This is a genomic window from Pseudomonas sp. GW823-FHT02E01, from assembly GCF_058797535.1.
Genome location: NZ_JBXAJS010000008.1, coordinates 12,231 through 34,375, shown reverse-complemented (window position 1 = coordinate 34,375; position 22,145 = coordinate 12,231). Strand labels below are relative to the sequence as shown.

The 22,145-nt window shown below is 60.3% G+C and carries 17 protein-coding genes and 4 tRNA genes; 17 read left to right on the top strand and 4 right to left on the bottom strand.

Features of this window, described 5'->3' with window-relative positions:
- Positions 1-110: 110 nt before the first annotated feature.
- Positions 111-2,126: an excinuclease ABC subunit UvrB gene (gene uvrB, locus AC1RDQ_RS19700; RefSeq protein ID WP_057715588.1), complete on the top strand. Its 2,016-nt coding sequence runs from the start codon at positions 111-113 to the stop codon at positions 2,124-2,126.
- 117 nt (positions 2,127-2,243) lie between these two features.
- Here uvrB and AC1RDQ_RS19695 read toward each other — a convergent pair whose 3' ends face one another.
- Both AC1RDQ_RS19695 and AC1RDQ_RS19690 read right to left on the bottom strand, forming a co-directional pair.
- Entirely contained in the window at positions 2,244-3,794 is a 1,551-nt protein-coding gene (locus AC1RDQ_RS19695; RefSeq protein ID WP_090454206.1) for an MDR family MFS transporter, read from the bottom strand.
- Positions 3,784-4,872 (bottom strand): HlyD family secretion protein, encoded by a 1,089-nt coding sequence (locus AC1RDQ_RS19690; protein WP_492587929.1) that lies wholly within the window; start codon positions 4,870-4,872, stop codon positions 3,784-3,786. The genes AC1RDQ_RS19695 and AC1RDQ_RS19690 overlap by 11 nt, the downstream gene beginning before the upstream one ends.
- 230 nt (positions 4,873-5,102) lie before the next feature.
- Here AC1RDQ_RS19690 and gltX point away from each other — a divergent pair, with 230 nt between their 5' ends.
- From gltX to AC1RDQ_RS19640, 10 genes are all read left to right on the top strand, one after another.
- The gene (gene gltX, locus AC1RDQ_RS19685) at positions 5,103-6,584 is read left to right on the top strand and encodes a glutamate--tRNA ligase (protein WP_057715585.1); all 1,482 of its coding nucleotides are present in this window, start codon (positions 5,103-5,105) and stop codon (positions 6,582-6,584) included.
- A 203-nt stretch (positions 6,585-6,787) separates the two neighbouring features.
- Positions 6,788-6,863: transfer RNA gene (locus AC1RDQ_RS19680), tRNA-Ala, on the top strand.
- A gap of 79 nt (positions 6,864-6,942) precedes the next feature.
- Positions 6,943-7,018, top strand: a tRNA-Glu gene (locus tag AC1RDQ_RS19675).
- 53 nt (positions 7,019-7,071) lie between these two features.
- Positions 7,072-7,147 (top strand) — tRNA-Ala (locus tag AC1RDQ_RS19670).
- An 80-nt stretch (positions 7,148-7,227) separates the two neighbouring features.
- Positions 7,228-7,303, top strand: a tRNA-Glu gene (locus AC1RDQ_RS19665).
- A 193-nt stretch (positions 7,304-7,496) separates the two neighbouring features.
- Positions 7,497-8,036 carry a TetR/AcrR family transcriptional regulator gene (locus tag AC1RDQ_RS19660; RefSeq protein ID WP_057715584.1) on the top strand — a complete coding sequence of 180 codons (540 nt, stop codon included), beginning with the start codon at positions 7,497-7,499 and terminating at the stop codon, positions 8,034-8,036.
- Between the two features lie 29 nt (positions 8,037-8,065).
- Entirely contained in the window at positions 8,066-8,899 is an 834-nt protein-coding gene (locus tag AC1RDQ_RS19655; RefSeq protein ID WP_057715583.1) for an alpha/beta fold hydrolase, read from the top strand.
- Positions 8,900-8,948: 49 nt separating this feature from the next.
- Complete coding sequence (locus AC1RDQ_RS19650; RefSeq protein WP_057715582.1) at positions 8,949-9,386, top strand: acyl-CoA thioesterase; 438 nt, start codon at positions 8,949-8,951, stop codon at positions 9,384-9,386.
- A 201-nt stretch (positions 9,387-9,587) separates the two neighbouring features.
- The gene (locus AC1RDQ_RS19645; RefSeq protein ID WP_492587928.1) at positions 9,588-10,547 is read left to right on the top strand and encodes a tRNA dihydrouridine synthase; all 960 of its coding nucleotides are present in this window, start codon (positions 9,588-9,590) and stop codon (positions 10,545-10,547) included.
- A 132-nt stretch (positions 10,548-10,679) separates the two neighbouring features.
- A complete protein-coding gene (locus tag AC1RDQ_RS19640; RefSeq protein WP_057715580.1) occupies positions 10,680-11,126 on the top strand; it encodes an Hsp20 family protein in 447 nt (148 codons plus the stop codon).
- A 46-nt stretch (positions 11,127-11,172) separates the two neighbouring features.
- Here AC1RDQ_RS19640 and AC1RDQ_RS19635 read toward each other — a convergent pair whose 3' ends face one another.
- Positions 11,173-14,451, bottom strand: coding sequence for a PAS domain S-box protein (locus tag AC1RDQ_RS19635; RefSeq protein WP_429521221.1), 3,279 nt, complete (start codon positions 14,449-14,451; stop codon positions 11,173-11,175).
- Positions 14,452-14,516: 65 nt separating this feature from the next.
- Positions 14,517-15,407, bottom strand: a complete 891-nt coding sequence (locus tag AC1RDQ_RS19630; protein WP_057715578.1) for a LysR family transcriptional regulator — start codon at positions 15,405-15,407, stop codon at positions 14,517-14,519.
- Positions 15,408-15,555: 148 nt separating this feature from the next.
- Here AC1RDQ_RS19630 and leuC point away from each other — a divergent pair, with 148 nt between their 5' ends.
- From leuC to AC1RDQ_RS19600, 6 genes are all read left to right on the top strand, one after another.
- Positions 15,556-16,974: a 3-isopropylmalate dehydratase large subunit gene (leuC, locus tag AC1RDQ_RS19625; RefSeq protein ID WP_057715577.1), complete on the top strand. Its 1,419-nt coding sequence runs from the start codon at positions 15,556-15,558 to the stop codon at positions 16,972-16,974.
- Positions 16,975-16,985: 11 nt separating this feature from the next.
- Positions 16,986-17,630, top strand: a complete 645-nt coding sequence (gene leuD, locus AC1RDQ_RS19620; protein ID WP_015095895.1) for a 3-isopropylmalate dehydratase small subunit — start codon at positions 16,986-16,988, stop codon at positions 17,628-17,630.
- Positions 17,631-17,774: 144 nt separating this feature from the next.
- A complete protein-coding gene (locus tag AC1RDQ_RS19615; RefSeq protein ID WP_492587926.1) occupies positions 17,775-18,542 on the top strand; it encodes a class I SAM-dependent methyltransferase in 768 nt (255 codons plus the stop codon).
- Positions 18,543-18,592: 50 nt separating this feature from the next.
- Positions 18,593-19,675, top strand: coding sequence for a 3-isopropylmalate dehydrogenase (leuB, locus tag AC1RDQ_RS19610; protein WP_492587925.1), 1,083 nt, complete (start codon positions 18,593-18,595; stop codon positions 19,673-19,675).
- A 66-nt stretch (positions 19,676-19,741) separates the two neighbouring features.
- Complete coding sequence (gene asd, locus AC1RDQ_RS19605; RefSeq protein ID WP_057715575.1) at positions 19,742-20,854, top strand: aspartate-semialdehyde dehydrogenase; 1,113 nt, start codon at positions 19,742-19,744, stop codon at positions 20,852-20,854.
- A gap of 254 nt (positions 20,855-21,108) precedes the next feature.
- Entirely contained in the window at positions 21,109-22,119 is a 1,011-nt protein-coding gene (locus AC1RDQ_RS19600) for an aspartate-semialdehyde dehydrogenase (RefSeq protein WP_492587924.1), read from the top strand.
- Positions 22,120-22,145: the final 26 nt, after the last annotated feature.

Sequence of the window (22,145 nt, the reverse complement as noted above, 5' to 3'; positions counted from 1 at the left end):
ATCGGCTCCACATTGAGCACAATCCAGTTTTTTCCTCGGGCGACATCGGTCGTTTGCGGTCTTTCTCGTTCGTGCCGGTTTTGCCGGCAAGAGTGATCCAGAGGTATTTCATGTCTGAATTCCAGCTAGTCACCCGTTTCGAGCCCGCCGGCGATCAGCCGGAAGCCATCCGCCTGATGGTCGAGGGCATCGAAGCCGGGCTGGCGCACCAGACGCTGCTCGGTGTGACCGGCTCGGGCAAGACCTTCAGCATCGCCAACGTGATCGCCCAGGTGCAGCGCCCGACCCTGGTGCTGGCGCCGAACAAGACCCTGGCGGCGCAGTTGTACGGGGAGTTCAAGGCGTTCTTCCCGAACAACGCGGTGGAGTATTTCGTTTCCTACTACGACTACTACCAGCCGGAAGCCTATGTGCCGTCCTCGGACACCTTCATTGAGAAGGATGCGTCGATCAACGACCACATCGAGCAGATGCGTTTGTCGGCGACCAAGGCATTGCTCGAGCGCAAGGACGCGATCATCGTCACCACGGTGTCGTGCATCTACGGTCTGGGCAGCCCGGAAACCTATTTGAAAATGGTGTTGCACGTGGATCGCGGCGACCGGCTCGACCAGCGCGAATTGCTGCGACGCCTGGCTGACCTGCAATACACCCGCAACGACATGGATTTTGCCCGTGCGACCTTCCGCGTGCGTGGCGATGTGATCGATATCCACCCGGCGGAATCCGACTTCGAGGCGATCCGCATCGAGCTGTTCGACGATGAAGTGGAAAGCCTGTCGGCGTTCGATCCGCTCACCGGCGAAGTCATTCGCAAACTGCCGCGCTTCACCTTCTACCCGAAGAGCCACTACGTGACGCCACGGGAAACCCTGATGGGCGCGGTCGAGGGCATCAAGGTCGAGTTGCAGGAGCGTCTGGAATACCTGCGCTCCAACAACAAACTGGTGGAAGCCCAGCGCCTGGAGCAGCGCACCCGTTTCGACCTGGAGATGATCCTCGAGCTGGGTTACTGCAACGGCATCGAAAACTACTCGCGCTATCTGTCCGGCCGCGAAGCCGGCGCGGCACCTCCAACCCTTTACGATTACCTGCCTGCCGATGCTTTGCTGGTGATCGACGAGTCCCACGTCAGCGTTCCGCAGGTCGGTGCAATGTACAAGGGCGACCGTTCGCGTAAAGAGACGCTGGTGGAATACGGTTTCCGCCTGCCTTCGGCGCTGGATAACCGGCCGATGCGTTTCGATGAGTGGGAAAGCATCAGCCCGCAGACGATTTTCGTCTCGGCGACCCCGGGCAACTACGAGGCCGAACATGCTGGCCGCGTCATTGACATGGTGGTGCGCCCGACCGGGCTGGTGGACCCACAAATCGAGATTCGCCCGGCACTGACCCAGGTCGACGACTTGCTGTCGGAAATCACCAAGCGCGTCGCTCTGGAAGAGCGAGTGCTGGTCACGACGCTGACCAAGCGCATGGCCGAAGACTTGACTGATTATTTGGCCGATCACGGTGTGCGCGTGCGCTATTTGCACTCGGACATCGACACCGTGGAGCGGGTCGAGATCATCCGTGATCTGCGCCTGGGTACTTTCGATGTGCTGGTGGGGATCAACCTGCTGCGCGAAGGCCTGGATATGCCGGAAGTGTCGCTGGTGGCGATCCTCGATGCCGACAAGGAAGGTTTCCTGCGTTCCGAGCGCTCACTGATCCAGACCATCGGGCGTGCGGCACGTAACCTTAATGGCCGGGCGATTCTGTATGCCGACCGGATTACTGGTTCCATGGAGCGCGCGATCGGCGAAACCGAGCGCCGTCGCGACAAGCAGATCGCCTTCAACCTGGCCAACGGCATCACCCCCAAAGGTGTGTTCAAGGACGTCGCCGACATCATGGAAGGCGCCACCGTGCCGGGTTCGCGCAGCAAGAAGCGCAAGGGCATGGCCAAGGCTGCGGAAGAGAACGCCAAATACGAAGCGGAGTTGCGCTCGCCGGGCGAGATCGCCAAGCGTATCAAGGCCCTGGAAGAGAAGATGTATGCGTTGGCGCGCGATCTGGAGTTTGAAGCGGCGGCGCAGATGCGCGATGAGATTGGCAAGTTGCGCGAGCGGTTGATTACTGTTTGATTTGTAGTGTCTGAACTGGCCTCATCGCGAGCAAGCTCGCTCCCACAAGGTTCGGTGTGATCCCTGTGGGAGCGAGCTTGCTCGCGATGAGGCCGGTCAGGGCGCTGCAAGTATCAATTAGTGTGCTTCCCCAGCCTTCAACCCCTCCGGCAACTTCTTGGTCAGCAACACCGCCACCATGCTGATCCCCAACGCAATCCCGACAAAATGAAACGCATCGTTGTAGGCCATGATCGACGCCTGCTGGTGGGCGATTTCGCTGAGTTTGCCCAGGGCTGCCGTTTCATTGCCCAGCCGGTCAGCCAGTGAGGCGATCCGTTCAGCGACCTGCGGATTACTCGGCACGATGGATTCACGCAGGTAATCAAAGTAAACCTTGGTCCGCGCATCCAGCAGCGTGGCGAGCAGGGCGATGCCGATGGCGCCGCCGAGGTTGCGCAGGATGTTGAACAGGCTCGAGGCCGATCCCGCATCCTGGGGCAGGATGTAGGCGGTGGCGATCAGCGAGATGGTGACCATGATCAGTGGTTGGCCCAGGGCGCGGATGATCTGGATCTGGTTGAACTGCGGTCCGGCAAAGTCCGGGTTCAACACGCCCGAAGAGAAACTCGCCAACCCGAATAGCCCGAAGCCCAGTGTGCACAGCCATTTGGGCGAGACGTATTTCATCAACTTGGGCACCAGCGGAATCAGAAACAGCTGTGGCACGCCCATCCACATGATCACTTCGCCGATCTGCAGGGCGTTGTAGTTCTGGATCTGCGCCAGGTACAGCGGCAACAGGTAGATCGAGCCGTACAGCCCGACCCCCATCCCGACACTGGAAATGCTTGATAAGCCAAAGTTGCGATTGCGCAGGATGCCGAGGTTGATCAGCGGATTGGGTTTGGAGGTCTGCACGATCACAAAGCTGATCAGGCTGACCAGTGCGATGCTGCCCAGGGTTACGATCAGGCTCGATTCCAGCCAGTCCTTGCGATGGCCTTCCTCCAGAAACACCTGCAAGCAACCGAGTCCGACGCCGAGGGTGAGAATGCCGGCGTAGTCGGTGCTTTTCAGCAATTCCCAGTGGGCTTCTTTTTTCTCCAGACCGTACATCAGGCCGGCGATCATGATCAGGCCAGGCGGGATGTTGATGTAGAAAATGTATTCCCAGCCCCAGTTTTCCGTCAGCCAGCCGCCGAGGGTCGGGCCGATGGAGGGCGCGAAGGTGGCGGTCATGGCGAACATGGCCATGCCTTTGGCGCGGTGGTGTTCCGGGAGCTTGATCAGGGTCAGAGTGAACGCCAGCGGAATCAGCGCGCCACCGGTAAAGCCTTGCAGGGCGCGGAACACAATCATGCTTTCCAGGCTCCACGCCATGGAGCAGAGCAGGGACGCGACCAGGAATCCGAGGGACACCCAGACCGCCAGGCGCCGGGCTGACAGCAACTGCACGAGCCAGGCGGTGAGCGGGATCATGATGATTTCCGCCACCAGGTACGAGGTGGAAATCCACGAACCTTCTTCCAGGGTCGCCGACAGTGCACCCTGGATGTCCTTGAGCGAGGAGTTGGTGATCTGGATGTCCAGCACCGCCATGAACGCACCGAGCATTACGCTCATCACCGCAATCCAGTCCCGCCGGGTCGGTTCGCCGACCGGGCGGATCAGTTGATCACCGGCCATCGTCAGGGGCGTCTTTGTGGCTCACTTTGGGGGTGATTTCTTCAGGGGCGTCCTTGATGTTCACCTTGGCGGTGACCGACATGCCCGGGCGGATCTTGCCGCGCAGCGGATTGTCCGCGGCGAAGGTCAGTTTGACCGGAATCCGTTGTACGACTTTGGTGAAGTTGCCCGTGGCATTGTCCGGCGGCAACAGGCTGAACTGCGCGCCCGAGGCGGCGAACAGGCTGTCGACCCTGGCTTTGATCGGGGTGTCGCTGTAGGCGTCGAAGGTCAGTTCGGCTTCCTGGCCGGGTTGCATGTGGCCAATCTGGGTTTCCTTGAAATTGGCCTGAATCCAGATGTCTTCGTCCGGCACGATCGACAACAGGTAAGCGCCGGCCTGCACATATTGGCCTTCGCGGGCTGCACGCTGGCCGATCAGGCCGCTGATGGGGGCATGGATTTCGCTGCGGGTCAGGTTCAGTTCGGCCTGGGCCAGGTCGGTTTTGGCGTTGGCGATCTGCGCGTCGAGGCGTTTGATCTCTGCATTCAGCGCATTGACCTGCTGGCGCTGGCTTTGCGCGTCGGCCTGGGCCTTGGCCACTTGCGAGCGTGCGATGTGGTTGTCGGCGGAGAGGGTGGTCACCCGTTCTTCCGAGATATAGCCGGGTTTGCGCAAGGTCTCGGCGCGGGTCAGGTCGATCTGCGAGCGACCCAGGCTGGCCTGGCTGGACGCGACCTGCGCTTCGCTGGCGGCAATCAGGCTGGCCTGCTGGGTCAGTTTACTCTGGGCTTGCAGGCGTTCGGCCTGGCGGGTGGCCAGGACGGCATTGGCGCGGTCGACAGCGAGGCGGAAGTCGTCGCCTTCGAGTTTGACCAGTAACTGGCCTTTCTCGACATGCTGGTTGTCCTGCACCAGCACCTGATCAATACGCGCGCCCAATTGGCTCGACACGCGGGTGATCTCGCCCTGGACATAAGCGTTGTCGGTGCTTTCATAAAAGCGCCCCTTCAAGAGCCAATGGGCAAACAGGCCCCCGGCAATCAACAGGACAATCAGCAGGAACGAGAAGAGGCGACGCTTGAGTTGGGCAGGCATGGGGCAAACTGTAGTCGAGAAATTGTAAGAGAAGTTATCAGCGGGCAAATCTGGCATACAGCCGATAAGCGGTAAATGCTGTCGGCTGATTTTCGGCCATTCACCTCCCTGTACGGGCGTTACAGACGCAACCTTGGCTTAAATGCCCTGTTCACTGGAGCCGGGCGGGTGTCGCCTGTTACCATTCGCGCCTTGTTTGAACTTCGCTTTTATTCTTTTCGAGACATGCCATGACCACCGTCCGCACTCGCATCGCGCCATCGCCTACCGGGGATCCCCACGTAGGTACCGCCTATATCGCCTTGTTCAACTACTGCTTTGCCAAGCAGCACGGCGGTGAGTTCATCCTGCGGATCGAAGACACTGACCAGCTGCGTTCGACCCGCGAGTCCGAACAGCAGATTTTCGACGCCTTGCGCTGGCTCGGGATCGACTGGAGCGAAGGCCCGGATGTCGGCGGCCCGCACGGTCCGTACCGTCAAAGCGAGCGCGGCGACATTTACCAGAAGTATTGCCAGCAACTGGTCGAAATGGGCCATGCCTTCCCGTGCTTCTGCACCGCCGAAGAGCTGGACCAGATGCGTGCCGAGCAGATGGCTCGCGGCGAAACCCCGCGTTATGACGGCCGCGCGCTGCTGCTGTCCAAGGAAGAAGTCGACCGTCGCCTGGCCGCTGGCGAGCCCCACGTTATCCGCATGAAAGTACCGAGCGAAGGCGTTTGCGTGGTGCCGGACATGTTGCGCGGTGACGTTGAAATCCCGTGGGACCGCATGGACATGCAAGTCCTGATGAAGACCGACGGCCTGCCGACCTACTTCCTGGCCAACGTGGTCGACGACCACCTGATGGGCATCACCCACGTATTGCGTGGCGAAGAATGGCTGCCATCGGCACCGAAGCTGATCCTGCTTTACGAATACTTCGGATGGGAACAACCGGAGCTGTGCTATATGCCGCTGCTGCGTAACCCGGACAAGAGCAAGCTGTCCAAGCGCAAGAACCCGACCTCGGTGACGTTCTACGAGCGCATGGGCTTCATGCCGGAAGCGATGCTCAACTACCTGGGTCGCATGGGCTGGTCGATGCCGGACGAGCGCGAGAAGTTCTCGCTGCAGGAAATGGTCGACAACTTCGACCTCAAGCGCGTGTCCCTCGGCGGGCCGATCTTCGACATCGAGAAGCTGTCGTGGCTCAACGGCCAGTGGCTGCGCGACCTGCCGGTGGAAGAGTTCGCCGCGCGCGTGCAGAAGTGGGCGTTCAATTCCGAATACATGATGAAGATCGCACCGCACGTACAGGGCCGGGTCGAAACCTTCAGCCAGGTGGCACCGCTGGCCGGGTTCTTCTTTGCCGGTGGCGTGAACCCGGATGCGAAGTTGTTCGAATCGAAGAAGCTGTCGGGTGATCAGGTTCGTCAGTTGATGCAGTTGATCCTGTGGAAGCTCGAAAGCCTGCGTCAGTGGGAAAAGGACAGCATCACCGCGACCATTCAGGCGGTGGTCGAATCCCTGGAGCTGAAGCTGCGTGATGCCATGCCGCTGATGTTCGCTGCGATCACTGGCCAGGCCAGCTCGGTGTCGGTGCTCGATGCGATGGAAATCCTCGGGCCGGACCTGACCCGTTTCCGTCTGCGCCAGGCCATTGACCTGCTGGGCGGCGTGTCGAAGAAAGAAAACAAGGAGTGGGAAAAGCTGTTGGGCGCGATTGCCTGAAGCGATTGATGAAGGGCTGATGGCCATTGTGTGTGCCCGTCGTTGGGCGCGCAGTGGTCCTCAGACCCCGATTTTTCGGGGGGGAGGGCGGTAAGTGATTGTTATGTCGGCAAAAAATTTTAATTTTTTTGAAAAATAAGTTTGACAGGCTTTCGATACGCCCTTAAGATTCGCCCCGTCCTCAGCGATGACATCAACGATGAGGGGCTATAGCTCAGCTGGGAGAGCGCTTGCATGGCATGCAAGAGGTCGACGGTTCGATCCCGTCTAGCTCCACCAATTTACACTTCAAGGTCTGGCCACACCGGCCTTGAAGCGATCAACACTCAGCGTTGATCAGTTGTATAGAAGGGTTTGCGTCCCCTTCGTCTAGTGGCCTAGGACACCGCCCTTTCACGGCGGTAACAGGGGTTCGAGTCCCCTAGGGGACGCCAGTTTTACAGAAGCGATGTTGCAAGATGTCGCTCCGCCGCGAGGCGAAAAATCCGGGGCTATAGCTCAGCTGGGAGAGCGCCTGCATGGCATGCAGGAGGTCAGCGGTTCGATCCCGCTTAGCTCCACCAATTTTACAGTTCAAGGTCTGGCCACACCGGCCTTGAATCGATCAGCACTCAGCACTGATCAGTTGTATAGAAGGGTTTGTGTCCCCTTCGTCTAGTGGCCTAGGACACCGCCCTTTCACGGCGGTAACAGGGGTTCGAGTCCCCTAGGGGACGCCACGATTACCCGCTCTGCGGGATTTATAAGGGTCATTCAATTATTGAATGGCCCTTTTGTTTGTCTGGCGTTTGGCCAAATTCCTCCATTTCCAAAATTTCCAAAAAAACTGTTCTTCAGACCAGCGGTCACGCCCATGACTTGCTAAAATTTATTATGAGAATAATATTTCAATCGTAATATTCGGAGGCAACGATGAACGATAAAAAAGCCCAAACCCGCGAACGCATCCTCAAGGCTGCCAGCGCAGCGCTGATTCAGCGCGGCCCGGCCGAGCCAAGCGTGGGCGAAGTGATGGGCGCGGCGGGCCTGACGGTCGGCGGCTTCTACGCCCACTTCGAAAGCAAGGACGCGATGATGCTGGAGGCGTTCAGGCAATTGCTCGGTCACCGCCGTGACTTGATTGCCGACATGGACGCGGAGTTGACCGGCGAAGAGCGCCGCGCGCTGGTGGCGGCGTTCTATCTGTCGCGCAAGCACCGTGATTCCTCCGAATCGGCCTGTCCGATCCCGGCATCGGTCGGCGAACTGGGGCGGCTGCCGGAAGCGTTTCGTGTCGCGCTCAATGAACATGTGGAATTGATGGTCGCGCAGTTGGCGGCCAGCCCTGAAGAAACCGAAAAAGCCCTGGCCGACATGGCCTTGATGGTGGGTGGGCTGGCTCTGGCGCGGGCGCTGGGGCCAGGAGAGTTGTCCGATCGATTACTGCGCGCCGCCAAATCGGCGGTGCGTTGACCTGAAGGCTGCGGCCTGAGGAGAATGCGATGAGCACGTTAAAGTGGGTTCGTGGCGTTAATGGCACCTTGGGCTGGTTCGCCCCGAAATTGGTCGCAAGCAAAATGCGACAGGCGTTCATGACGCCACGGGATCTGCCGCTGCGTGACTGGGAGCTGCCACTGTTGGCCAAGTCCGAGCGGGTCACCCTGCGTTTCGGTCTCTCGGCCTTGCGTTGGGGTCAGGGCCCGGCAGTATTGCTGATGCATGGCTGGGAAGGGCGGCCGACGCAGTTTGCCAGCCTCATCACCGCGCTGGTCGATGCCGGTTACTCGGTCGTGGCCCTGGATGGCCCGGCCCACGGCCGCTCACCGGGCAGTGAGGCGAATGTGGTGCTGTTCGCCCGCGCCATGCTGGAAGCGGCCGCCGAACTGCCACCCCTGCAAGCGGTCATCGGCCACTCCATGGGCGGCGCCAGTGCGATGCTCGCGGTCCAGTTGGGCCTGCGCACCGAAACCCTGGTCAGCATTGCGGCCCCGGCGAGGATTCTTGGTGTGTTGCGTGGTTTTGCCCGTTATGTCGGGCTGCCACCGAAGGCCCGCTCGGCGTTCATTCGCCAGGTCGAGCAAGACGTCGGCATGCGAGCCGCGACGCTGGATGTCGCGCACTATCAACTCGACATGCCCGGCCTGATTGTCCACGCCGAAGACGACAACTTTGTCTCTGTGAAGGAATCCCAGCTGATCCATGAAGCCTGGTTCGACAGCCGCTTGTTGCGTTTGAAAGACGGTGGTCATCAGCGAGTGTTGGCCGACCCTCGGGTGATTGATGGCGTGTTATCACTGCTGGCCGGGCGCAGTCTGCAATCACGCCAATCCGCCTGAGCTTCCGTTACACTGCCCCGGTCGAAATTATCTGACCAGGGAGTCGGGCATGGGCTGGGATCGGGAAACGCCGTTCATCATTGATCTGCAAGTGAGCGCCGAGGACATTGACGGGTTGGGGCACGCGAACAACGCGGTCTACGTGACCTGGCTCGAACGCTGTGCCTGGCGCCACTCCCAGCGTCTTGGCCTGGACCTGGTCGAGTATCGGCGGCTGGACCGGGCGATGGCGGTGGTGCGGCACGAGATCGATTACCTGGCGGCAGCCTATGAGGACGATGAGTTGCAATTGGCGACCTGGATCGTCGATTGGGATCAGCGCCTTAAAATGACCCGGCACTTCCAGTTGGTCCGTCCCAGCGACAACACCACGCTATTGCGCGCGCAGACCACCTTCGTCTGCATCGAACTGTCCACGGGCAAGCCCAAGCGCATGCCGGCGGAGTTCATCGAGGGTTATGGCCCGGCGTTGCAAACCCCGGCCTGACACTGGTTCCTGTGGCGAGGGGGCTTGCCCCCGTTCGGCTGCGAAGCAGTCGCAAAACCTGTCGATGCAATTTATCTGACGAAATGCCGGGGCCGCTTCGCGACCCAACGGGGGCAAGCCCCCTCGCCACAAGGGTATGCGTAAGTCTTTCTCTCGATTATCCAGTAAACTGCCGCACGTTTTTCCTCGAGTGTGTTTTTCATGCAAATTGCTTTGGCGCCCATGGAGGGGTTGGTCGACGACATCCTGCGCGACGTGCTGACCCGTGTGGGTGGTATTGACTGGTGCGTGACCGAGTTCATCCGGGTCAACGACCAGTTGCTCACACCTGCCTATTTCCACAAGTTCGGTCCGGAGTTGCTCAACGGTGCCCGGACGGCCTCCGGTGTGCCGCTGCGTGTGCAACTGCTCGGTTCCGATCCTGTGTGCCTGGCGGAAAATGCCGCGCTGGCCTGCGAGCTGGGCTCCGAAGTGATCGACCTGAACTTCGGCTGTCCGGCCAAGACCGTCAATAAATCCCGTGGTGGTGCGGTATTGCTCAAGGAACCCGAGCTGCTCAACCAGATCGTCGAGCACGTCCGTCGTGCCGTCCCCGCGCACATTCCAGTCACCGCCAAGATGCGCCTGGGCTTCGACAGCCCGGACGTCTCGCTGGTGTGTGCCACGGCCCTGGCCGAAGGCGGTGCCGAACATATCGTGGTGCATGCGCGGACCAAGGTCGACGGCTACAAGCCGCCGGCACACTGGGAGTGGATTCCGCGAGTGCAGGACGTGGTCAAGGTGCCGGTGTTCGCCAATGGCGACATCTGGAGCGTCGAAGACTGGCGTCGTTGCCGCGAGATCAGCGGCGTGGAAGACATCATGCTCGGTCGCGGCCTGGTTTCGCGCCCGGATCTCGCCCGGCAGATCGCCGCGGCGCGGGCCGGTGAAGAGGTGGTCGAGATGACCTGGGCCGAGTTGCTGCCGCTGATCCAGGACTTCTGGCTGCAAGCCAAGGCACAAATGACGCCACGCCAGTCGCCGGGCCGTCTGAAGCAATGGCTGGCGATGCTGACCCGCAATTATCCCGAGGCGGTAGAGCTCTTTACCGTGCTGCGTCGTGAGACCGAGCTGGATAACGTCTCGCGTTTGCTGGGGCTGCCGGTGGCGGAAGCGGCCTGAAATTTTTTGTAAAAAAAGCAGAAAACAATCTCTTGAAATGCAATCAGCGGTCCCTATTTAAGGATTACGCGATGCCGAATTCGGGTCGCGGAGACAAAAAACCTTGCTGATTGTTTTCAGGAGATTTGCATCATGGCTACTACATTATCCTTGGCCCCACTGTTCCGTTCCTCGGTAGGTTTCGACCGTTTCAACGACCTGTTCGAGACCGCCCTGCGCAACGAGCCAGGCAGCAGCTATCCACCCTATAACGTGGAGAAACACGGCGACGATCAATACCGCATCGTAATTGCCGCGGCCGGTTTCCAGGAAGAAGATCTGGAGCTCGAAGTCGAGAAAGGTGTGCTGACCATCAGTGGCGGTAAGCGCGACGCGAACGAAGACGTCACTTATCTGTATCAGGGCATTGCCCAGCGTGCGTTCAAGCTGTCCTTCCGTCTGGCGGACCACATCGAGATCAAGGCTGCCGGCCTGAGCAACGGTCTGTTGAGCATCGACCTGCTACGGGTGATTCCGGAAGAGGCGAAAGCCAAGCGCATCCCGATCAACGGGACGCAAAAGCCGGCTCTGCAACACTGAGTCGGAGCAAGAAGAAGGGCGCCATTGGCGCCCTTTTTTGTGCCTGTCACTTCAGCAGTTTTTGAAACTCCTCCACCGGCAACGGCAGGCTGTGCAAATACCCTTGGTAGAAGTGACACTCTAGCCCCTGCAGGAACTCAAGCTGCTCCGCCGTTTCCACCCCTTCGGCTATCACTTTCAAATCCAGGCTGTGGGCCATGGCGACGATGGCGCGGATGATCTCGGCGTCGTTCGGGTCGCTGGTGGCGTCGCGGATGAAAGACTTGTCGATTTTCAGGGTGTCGACCGGCAAGCGCTTGAGGTAGGTCAGCGAGGAGTAGCCAGTGCCGAAGTCGTCCATGGCGAAGCTCACACCGAGTTTTTTCAGGCGGCGCATTTTGCTGATAGTGTCTTCCAGGTTCTGGATCACGATGCCTTCGGTGATTTCCAGTTTCAACAGGGAGCAGGGCAGGCCATAGGTGTTCAGGCTGTTTTCGACACGTTCGACGAAATCGTTCTGGCGGAACTGGCGCGGGCTGATGTTCACGCACAGGCTGAATTTGTACGGATTCACCAGGCCGTCGTCGATCAACCGTTTGAAGGCCTGGCAGGCTTCGTCGAGGATCCAGGTACCGACCTCAAGAATCAGTCCGCTGTCTTCCAGCACCTTGATGAACTCGGTGGGTGACTGCGCGCCGAGCTCTGGATGATTCCAGCGCACCAGGGCCTCGGCGCCGACGATGCGGTCGCCCCGGGCGTCGACCTGGGGTTGGTAATGCACGCGAAACTCGCCCCGGGAAAGGGCCAGGCGCAAGTCGGTTTCCATGCGCAGGCGTTCGCTCGCGGCCTTCTGCATGGTGTTGTGGTACATCTGCGTGGTATTGCGACCCGAGTCCTTGGCGCGATAGAGCGCGATGTCGGCGCGCTTGAGCAGGTCGGTCGGGGTCGAGCCGTGATCGGGGATCAGCGCAATGCCGATGCTGGGTGTCACTTGCAGTCGCTGGCCATCGAGGAACATCGGTTCGGACAGCAGCTCGCGGATGGTGTCGGCCAGTTGGCGAACCTGATCGCTGACCTCGCTGCGCGAGCCTTCGAGACCGCTGAGCAGCACCACGAATTCGTCACCGCCCAGGCGCGCAACGGTATCTTCCATGCGCACGCTGGCCTCCAGGCGTGCGGTGATGATTTTCAGCACGGTATCGCCCACCGGGTGCCCGAGGGAGTCGTTGATGTGCTTGAAGTGGTCGAGGTCGAGGAACATCAGCGCGCCACGCAGGTTATGCCGTTTGAGCAGAGCGATCTGCTGACTCAGGCGGTCCATCAGCAGGGCGCGATTGGGCAGATTGGTCAGTGGGTCGTGGTAGGCCAGGTGGCGAATCTGCGCTTCGGCGTTTTTCAGCAGGCTGACGTCGCGCGCGGTCAGCAGCAGGCAGGCGGTTTCATTGAGGGTGATCGGTTCCACCGAGACTTCGACGGTGAGCAGTTCGCCGCGCTTGTTGCGCCCGAGCATTTCCTGGTGATGAACCCGTCCCTTGATCTGCAATTCGGCCAGCAGCGCCGAGCGTTGTTTTTCTTCGGCCCAAATCCCGACCTGGTACACCGTGCGGCCCACCACCTCCTCGGCGCGGTAGCCGGTCAGGCGGCAGAAGCCGTCGTTGACCTCCAGATAGCGTCCGGTGTCGCGCTCGGTGATGGTGATGGCGTCGGGGCTGGAGTGGAACGCCTTGGCGAATTTCTCTTCACTGGCCTTGAGCGCCGCTTCCGAGCGCTGTTGCTGGGTGATATCGCGCAGGGTGGTGACGATGCAGGGCTGGTCGCCGACGCTGATCTGGCGGCTGGAAATCACACAAGTCAGGGTCTGTCCTTCCTTGTGCTGGACCAGAATGGCCACGTTGTTCAGGCCTTGTTCGCGGATCACTTGTTCGATTCGTCGCAGGCTTTTCGCCGAAGCGTCCCACAGGCCGATTTCGTCGGCGCTGCGGCCGATCACATCGGCGGTGCTCCAGCCGAAGGTCTGGGTGAAGCTGGAGTTGATTTCAATGAACTGGCCGGAGTCCTGGCGGGTGACGCAGATCGGATCGGGGCTGACCTGGAACAGCGTGGCGAATTTCTCTTCGGAGGCCACCAGCCGTTGTTCGCGTTCCACCTGATCAGTGATGTCGAGCAAGGTGCCGGCCATACGCACCGGCACACCGTTGTCATCGCGGTAGAGGCGGGCACGGCTTTCCAGATAGCGCGAGGTGCCGTCGGGCAATTGCACGCGGTAGGTCAATTGATAGTTGCCGGCCGGGCCTTCACGCAGACTGCGGTAAGCGTCGCGCATGGTGTCGCGTTCTTCGCCGGGCACGCCTTCGAAGAACTCGTCGAAGGACTCGTGGAAGGGCTTGGCGTCCAGACCGTGCAGTTGGGCGGCCCGTGCCGATCCGTAGAGCATGCCGCTGGGAATGTGCCAGTCCCAGGTGCCGAGTTGCGCCGAGTCCAGTGCCAGGTCGAGGCGTTCCTGGCTGTCCTTTAGGGCCTGTTCGGCGACTTTGCGCTCGGTGGTGTCAAGGAACGTGCTCAGTAGATAGGGTTGGCCTTCGAGCTCGACCTTTTGCGCACTGAGGATGCCGTCGTGGACCTGGCCATTGCTGGCGCGAAACTGCACTTCCATGCTGACCAGGTCGCCTTTGGCTTTGGTGGCCTTGACCAGTTCGGCCCGTTGTTCGGGATGCACCCACAGGCCCAGTTCCAGGGTGGTGCGGCCGATCGCGTTTTGCACCGGCCAGCCGAACAGGCTTTCGAAATACTGGTTGGCTTCGGTGATCAGGCCGTCTTCCTGGCGGGTCAGCAGGACCATGTTGGGGCACAGGTGGAACAGGGTGGCGAAGCGTTTTTCCGAGCTGCTCAACGCCTGTTCGCGCTGGCGCTGGTGGGTAATCTCGCGGATCACACCGATCATCCGTGGCCGGCCGTGCTTGTCCGGTAACAGGCTGCCGCTGATTTCCAGCCAGTGCAGGCTGCCATCGGGCCAGCGGATGCGGTGATGCATCGCTTGCTCCAGCGGTGCGCCAGCGATGACTGCGTGGAACGCGCGAACGGTTTTCGCACGATCCTCCGGAGGCAGCAAGTCGAGGTATTCCAGATCCGATGGCAACGGTTTGCGGGGATCGAAGCCGAACAGCGCCTGCGTGCCCCGGGACCAACTGATCTTTCCGCGCTCGATGTCCCAATACCACGCACCCAAGCGCGCGCCGTTGAGCGCGGCCAACAATTGCGGGGCACTTTCCCAGCTCTGTTCGGAGCTTTTCGGGTCAAGTGCCTGTATACGCGGCATTGGCGGAATACGGTCAACAGATTTGGGCATTGGCAAGCCTTGGGCTGAATGGGCGTTTGGGGCAGGAATTCGCGGCTCTACAGGATTAGCACAGCTTAGCCTTGAGTCCCTGGCTGATCGAGTTGAGCGTCCAGCAAGGCCATGAAGGCCCGCGCAGCATTCGACAGCGTCCTTTCTGTGTGCAAGATATAGCCTAGCTGGCGAGTGAGCTGTATGCCCGGCAAAGGTATGCGCGCCACCTGGTCATCGAGCATGGTGCGCGGCAAAACGCTCCAGGCCAGCCCGATCGAGACCATCATCTTGATGGTTTCCAGGTAGTTGGTGCTCATGGCGATGTTTGGCGTCAGGCCCTGGGCTTCAAACAACCGCTGCACAATGTGGTGGGTAAAGGTATTGCCACCGGGGAAGACCGCCGGGTGTCGGGCGATGTCCGCCAGGCTGACCTTGCCGTTATTGAGCAACGAATGCTCCGGGGCAACCACGAAATCCAGCGGGTCGTCCCATACCGGGGTGGCCTTGACCAGCGCATGGGGTTCTGGCGCCAGGGTAATGACCGCCAGTTCGGCGCGGCCATGGAGAATTTCCTCGTAGGCCACTTCCGAATCGAGGAACTGAATATCCAGAGCCACTTGTGGGTAGAGTCGGGTGAACTCCCTCAGCAAGGGCGGCAAACGGTGCAAGCCGATGTGGTGGCTGGTGGCCAGGGTCAGACGGCCGGTCACTTCGCCGGTGAGGTTGGTCAGGGCTCGGCGCGTATCATCGAGGACATTGAGAATCTGATAAGCCCGCGGCAGCAGGGCGCGCCCGGCCTCGGTCAGGCCCACTTCACGACCCAGACGGTCGAACAACCGCACCTTCAATTGCTGCTCCAGCCCGGCGATGCGCTTGCTGATGGCCGGCTGGGTCAGGTGCAGCCGTTCCCCGGCGCCGGAGAAGCTTCCGGTCTCGGCGATGGCAATAAAGGCATTGAGGTTAGCCAGGTCCATAGTTGCATTCCAGTTGGTTATCCAAAGCATAAAAAATATGAATTTGAGTTATTTAATGTAACCCCATAGGATCAGCCTCACAAGCCAAGGGGTTATTGAGTCGCTCAAGACCCAGGGCATAGAAACAAGCTGATGAGGAAACCGTCTGATGGCCGGCAAAACGCTCTACGACAAGCTCTGGGATTCGCATTTGGTCAAGCAGCGCGACGATGGCTCTGCGCTGATCTACATCGATCGTCACATCATCCACGAAGTGACCTCTCCGCAAGCCTTCGAAGGCCTGCGTCTGGCCGGGCGCAAGCCATGGCGCATCGATGCCAACATCGCGACCCCGGACCACAACGTACCGACCACGCCGGAGCGCAAGGGCGGCATCGACGCCATCGTTGACCAGGTTTCGCGCCTGCAAGTCCAGACCCTCGATGACAACTGCGATGAATACGGCATCGTCGAGTTCAAGATGAACGACGTTCGCCAGGGCATCGTCCATGTCATCGGCCCGGAGCAAGGCGCAACCTTGCCCGGCATGACCGTGGTCTGCGGCGACTCCCATACCTCGACCCATGGCGCATTCGGCGCATTGGCTCACGGTATCGGCACTTCCGAGGTCGAGCATGTGCTCGCCACCCAGTGCCTGGTCGCCAAGAAAATGAAAAACATGCTGGTGCGCGTCGAAGGCCAATTGCCGTTCGGCGTGACCGCCAAGGACATCGTGCTCGCGGTGATCGGCAAGATCGGCACCGCCGGCGGTAACGGCCACGCCATCGAGTTCGCCGGCAGCGCGATTCGCGACCTGTCCGTCGAAGGCCGCATGACCATCTGCAACATGTCCATCGAGGCCGGCGCTCGCGTAGGCCTGGTGGCTGCGGACGAAAAAACCGTGGCTTACGTCAAGGGCCGTCCATTTGCCCCGAAAGGCGCGGAATGGGACCTGGCCGTTGAAGCCTGGAAAGACCTGGTGTCTGACGCCGATGCCACGTTTGATACGGTTGTCGAGCTCGATGCGACCCAGATCAAGCCGCAAGTCAGCTGGGGTACTTCGCCTGAGATGGTGCTGGCGGTAGACCAGAACGTGCCGGATCCTGCAAAGGAAATGGACCTGGTCAAGCGCGACTCCATCGTCCGTGCCTTGAAGTACATGGGTTTGACCGCCAATCAGGCGATCACCGACATTCAGCTCGACCGCGTGTTCATCGGTTCCTGCACCAACTCGCGGATCGAAGACCTGCGTGCGGCGGCCGTGATCGCCAAGGGCCGTAAAGTGGCCTCGACCATCAAGCAGGCCATCGTGGTGCCGGGCTCGGGCCTGGTTAAAGCCCAGGCTGAATCGGAAGGCCTGGACAAGATTTTCCTCGAAGCCGGTTTCGAATGGCGTGAGCCGGGTTGCTCGATGTGCCTGGCGATGAACCCGGACCGACTGGAGTCCGGTGAGCATTGCGCCTCGACCTCCAACCGTAACTTCGAAGGCCGTCAGGGTGCCGGTGGTCGTACTCACCTCGTCAGCCCGGCCATGGCCGCGGCCGCTGCTATAAACGGTCGTTTCGTCGACGTCCGTGAATTGATCTGAAGGAGCGCAGCATGAAAGCTTTTACCCAGCACACTGGTCTTGTCGCGCCTTTGGATCGTGCCAACGTCGACACCGACCAGATCATCCCGAAACAGTTCTTGAAGTCGATCAAGCGCACGGGCTTTGGCCCGAACCTGTTCGATGAATGGCGCTACCTGGATGTGGGCCAGCCTTACCAGGACAACTCCAAGCGTCCGCTGAACAAGGACTTCGTCCTCAACGCCGAACGTTACCAGGGCGCCAGCGTGTTGCTGGCCCGCGAGAACTTCGGTTGCGGCTCCAGCCGTGAACACGCGCCGTGGGCGCTGGAAGAGTACGGTTTCCGCAGCATCATCGCGCCGAGCTATGCCGACATCTTCTTCAACAACAGCTTCAAGAACGGCTTGCTGCCGATCATCTTGAGCGACGCCGAAGTCGACGAACTGTTCCAGCAGGTCGAGGCCAATCCGGGCTATCAGTTGCAGGTTGACCTGCAGGCCCAGACCGTGACCCGTCCGGATGGCAAGGTGTTGAGCTTTGAGATTGATGCGTTTCGCAAGCATTGCCTGTTGAACGGCCTGGACGATATCGGCCTGACCTTGCAGGACGGCGATGCGATTGCGGCATTTGAGGCCAAACATCGTGCGAGCCAGCCTTGGTTGTTTCGCGACGCTTGAATTTGCGTAAGACGTAATGACGCCATCGCGAGCAAGCTCGCTCCCACATTGGATTTGCAGCGTAAACAAAACCTGTGGGAGCGAGCTTGCTCGCGATGAGGCCAGAACAGACACCCCAAGACTCACCCCAAAAAGGAAGTCCCCATGACCAGCACCGCCCAGCACAGCCAGGTAGTTCAAAAGCAATTCGGTGAACAGGCCTCGGCCTACCTGAGCAGCGCCGTACACGCTCAGGGCACCGAATTCGCGCTGCTACAGGCCGAACTGGCGGGGCAGGGCGAGGCCAGGGTCCTGGATCTGGGGTGCGGCGCCGGTCACGTGAGTTTTCACGTAGCCTCATTGGTGAAAGAGGTGGTGGCCTACGACCTGTCGCAGCAAATGCTCGACGTGGTCGCTGCCGCTGCTGTCGACCGTGGCTTGAGCAACGTAACCACGGTCAACGGTGCCGCCGAGCGCCTGCCGTTCGCCGATGGCGAATTCGATTTCGTCTTCAGCCGCTATTCGGCGCACCATTGGAGCGACCTGGGCGCGGCCCTGCGGGAGGTGCGTCGAGTCCTGAAGCCGGGCGGTGTGGCCGCGTTCGTCGACGTGTTGTCACCGGGTAGCCCGCTGTTCGACACTTACCTGCAAAGCGTCGAAGTGCTGCGCGATACCAGCCATGTGCGCGATTATTCCGCTGGCGAGTGGTTGCGCCAGGTCAGCGAGGCGGGGCTGCACACCCGCAGTACCACCCGTCAGCGCTTGCGCCTGGAATACAACAGCTGGGTCGAGCGCATGCGCACACCGCAAGTGATGCGCGCGGCGATCCGCGAGTTGCAGCAGTCGATGGGCAATGAAGTACGCGAATATTTTGAGATTGAGGCCGATGGTTCGTTCAGTACGGATGTGCTGGTACTGATGGCCGAGCGATAGAATTTTTCCGGGTGCGCCCAAGGCGCACCGACTGATGACATGAGGAAAGCATGAGCAAGCAGATTCTGATTCTCCCAGGTGACGGTATTGGCCCGGAAATCATGGCCGAAGCGGTCAAGGTGCTGGAATTGGCCAGCGACAAGTTCGCATTGGGTTTCGAGCTGAGCTTTGATGTGATCGGTGGCGCTGCCATCGACAAGCACGGCGTGCCGTTGGCCGACGAGACCCTGGAGCGTGCCCGCGCGGCCGACGCCGTGTTGCTGGGCGCCGTTGGCGGCCCGAAATGGGATGCCATCGAACGTGACATCCGCCCTGAACGCGGTCTGCTGAAAATCCGTGCGCAACTGGGCCTGTTCGGCAACCTGCGTCCGGCGATCCTGTACCCGCAACTGGCCGAAGCCTCCAGCCTGAAGCCGGAAATCGTGGCCGGCCTGGACATTCTGATCGTTCGCGAGCTGACCGGCGGCATCTACTTTGGCGCGCCTCGTGGTACCCGTACCCTGGAAAACGGCGAGCGTCAGTCCTATGACACCCTGCCGTACAGCGAAAGCGAAATCCGCCGCATCGCCCGTGTCGGTTTCGACATGGCCATGGTTCGTGGCAAGAAGCTGTGCTCGATGGACAAGGCCAACGTACTGGCCTCCAGCCAACTGTGGCGTGAAGTGGTCGAACAAGTGGCCAAGGATTATCCTGAAGTCGAACTGAGCCACATGTACGTCGACAACGCCGCGATGCAGCTGGTGCGCGCACCGAAGCAGTTCGACGTGATCGTTACCGACAACATGTTCGGCGACATCCTGTCCGACCAGGCCTCGATGCTCACCGGTTCCATCGGCATGCTGCCGTCGGCGTCCCTGGACACCAACAACAAGGGCATGTACGAGCCGTGCCACGGTTCGGCCCCGGACATCGCGGGCAAGGGCATCGCCAACCCGCTGGCGACCATTTTGTCGGTGTCGATGATGTTGCGTTACAGCTTCAACCAGCAGGCCGCGGCCGATGCCATCGAGAAAGCCGTCAGCCTGGTGCTGGATCAGGGCTTGCGCACCGGTGACATCTGGTCGGCCGGTTGCACTAAAGTCGGTACGCAGGAAATGGGTGACGCAGTAGTCGCCGCGCTGCGGAATCTGTAATCTCTCGGGCCCGCTGCCAAATTCAAGACAAGGCAGCGGCCCACATTTCAAGAAGGTGTAGTTGCGATGAAACGTGTAGGTCTGATCGGTTGGCGCGGCATGGTCGGTTCCGTGCTCATGCAGCGGATGCTGGAAGAGCAGGATTTCGATCTTATCGAGCCGGTGTTTTTCACCACTTCCAATGTCGGTGGCCAAGGCCCGTCCGTGGGCAAGGACATTGCTCCGCTCAAGGACGCTTACAGCATTGAAGAGCTGAAAACCCTCGACGTGATTCTGACCTGCCAGGGTGGCGACTACACCAGCGAAGTCTTCCCCAAGCTGCGTGAAGCCGGCTGGCAGGGTTACTGGATCGACGCCGCTTCCAGCCTGCGTATGCAGGATGATGCGGTGATCGTTCTGGATCCGGTCAACCGCAAGGTCATCGACCAGCAACTGGACGCGGGCACCAAGAACTACATCGGCGGCAACTGCACCGTCAGCCTGATGCTGATGGGCCTCGGTGGCCTGTTCGAAGCTGGCCTGGTGGAGTGGATGAGCGCCATGACTTATCAGGCGGCCTCCGGTGCCGGCGCGCAGAACATGCGTGAACTGATCAAGCAAATGGGCGCGACCCATGCCGCTGTTGCCGATCAACTGGCCGATCCGGCCAGCGCGATCCTCGACATCGACCGCCGTGTGGCTGAAGCCATGCGCAGCGACGCTTACCCGACTGAAAACTTCGGCGTACCGTTGGCCGGCAGCCTGATCCCGTGGATCGACAAGGAACTGCCGAACGGTCAGAGCCGCGAAGAGTGGAAGGCCCAGGCCGAGACCAACAAGATCCTCGGTCGCTTCAAGAGCCCGATCCCGGTCGATGGCATCTGCGTGCGCATCGGCGCCATGCGCTGCCACAGCCAGGCGCTGACCATCAAGCTGAACAAAGACGTACCGATCGCTGATATCGAAGGGTTGATCAGCCAGCACAACCCTTGGGTCAAGCTGGTGCCGAACAACCGCGAAACCAGCATTCAGGAGCTGAGCCCGAACAAGGTCACCGGCACCCTGAACATCCCGGTTGGTCGTCTGCGCAAGCTGAACATGGGCTCGCAATTCGTCGGCGCGTTCACCGTCGGCGACCAGTTGCTGTGGGGCGCGGCCGAACCGCTGCGTCGCATGCTGCGGATCCTGCTCGAGCGTTGATCGGTTGATGCAATGAAAGAACCCGCGCCTTGAAAGAGGCGCGGGTTTTTTATTCCCGGCAACCTGATGTTTATGGGTTGCCTGATATTCCGTCATCGCGAGCAAGCTTGCTCCCACATTGGAATGCGTACCCTGTGGGAGTGAGCTTGCTCGCGATGAGGCCAATACAGACACTACAAATCCCCGGCAGAAATTGCCTGTATCCCACCCACCCGGTAAAGTGCCGCTCCCCCCGTTTCGCCAGAGGTCAAACCATGAGCCAGTCCATTGATATTGCCGTGATCGGCGCCACCGGTACTGTCGGCGAAACACTTGTGCAGATTCTCGAAGAGCGTGATTTCCCGATCGGCAACCTGCACCTGTTGGCCAGCAGCGAGTCGGCCGGCAGTTCGGTACCGTTTCGTGGCAAGAACGTGCGGGTGCGGGAAGTCGATCAGTTCGACTTCAGCAAGGTGCAGTTGGCATTCTTTGCCGCCGGCCCGGCGGTTTCGTTGAGTTTCGCTTCCCGCGCGACCGATGCCGGTTGCTCGGTTATCGATCTCTCCGGTGCCCTGCCGGCCGAAAAGGCGCCACAGGTTGTGCCTGAAGCCAATGCCCAGGTGTTGGCCGGCTTGAACAAACCCTTTCAGGTCAGCAGTCCAAGCCCGTCGGCCACCACGCTGGCGGTGGTGCTCGCGCCACTGATGGATTTGCTTGATTTGCAGCGCATCAGCCTGACCGCCAGCCTGGCGGTATCGGCCCAGGGCCGCGAAGCCGTGAGCGAGCTCGCCCGGCAAACCGCCGAACTGCTGAATGTGCGGCCGCTGGAGCCGAAATTCTTTGATCGGCAGATGGCCTTCAACCTGTTGGCCCAGGTCGGTAAACCGGATGAGCAAGGTCATACGCTGCTGGAAAAACGCCTGGTGCGTGAGCTGCGCCAGGTCATGGCGCGGCCTTCATTGAAGATTTCCGTCACTTGCATTCAAGCCCCGGTGTTTTTTGGCGATAGCTATAGCGTGACCCTGCAGTCCGCGAGTGAAATCGACCAGGGGAACGTCAATGCGGCCCTGGAAGACGCTCCCGGCATCGAACTGGTGGAAGCCGGCGACTACCCGACCCCGGTGGGCGATGCGGTAGGCCAGGATGTGGTCTACGTTGGTCGGGTTCGCCATGGTATTGACGACACGTCGGAACTTAATCTGTGGCTGACGTCAGATAACGTACGCAAAGGCGCGGCGCTCAACGCTGTGCAGCTGGCCGAGTTGTTGATAAAAGACCTGCTGTAAAAGATACTTTGCAACAATTTGTCGAA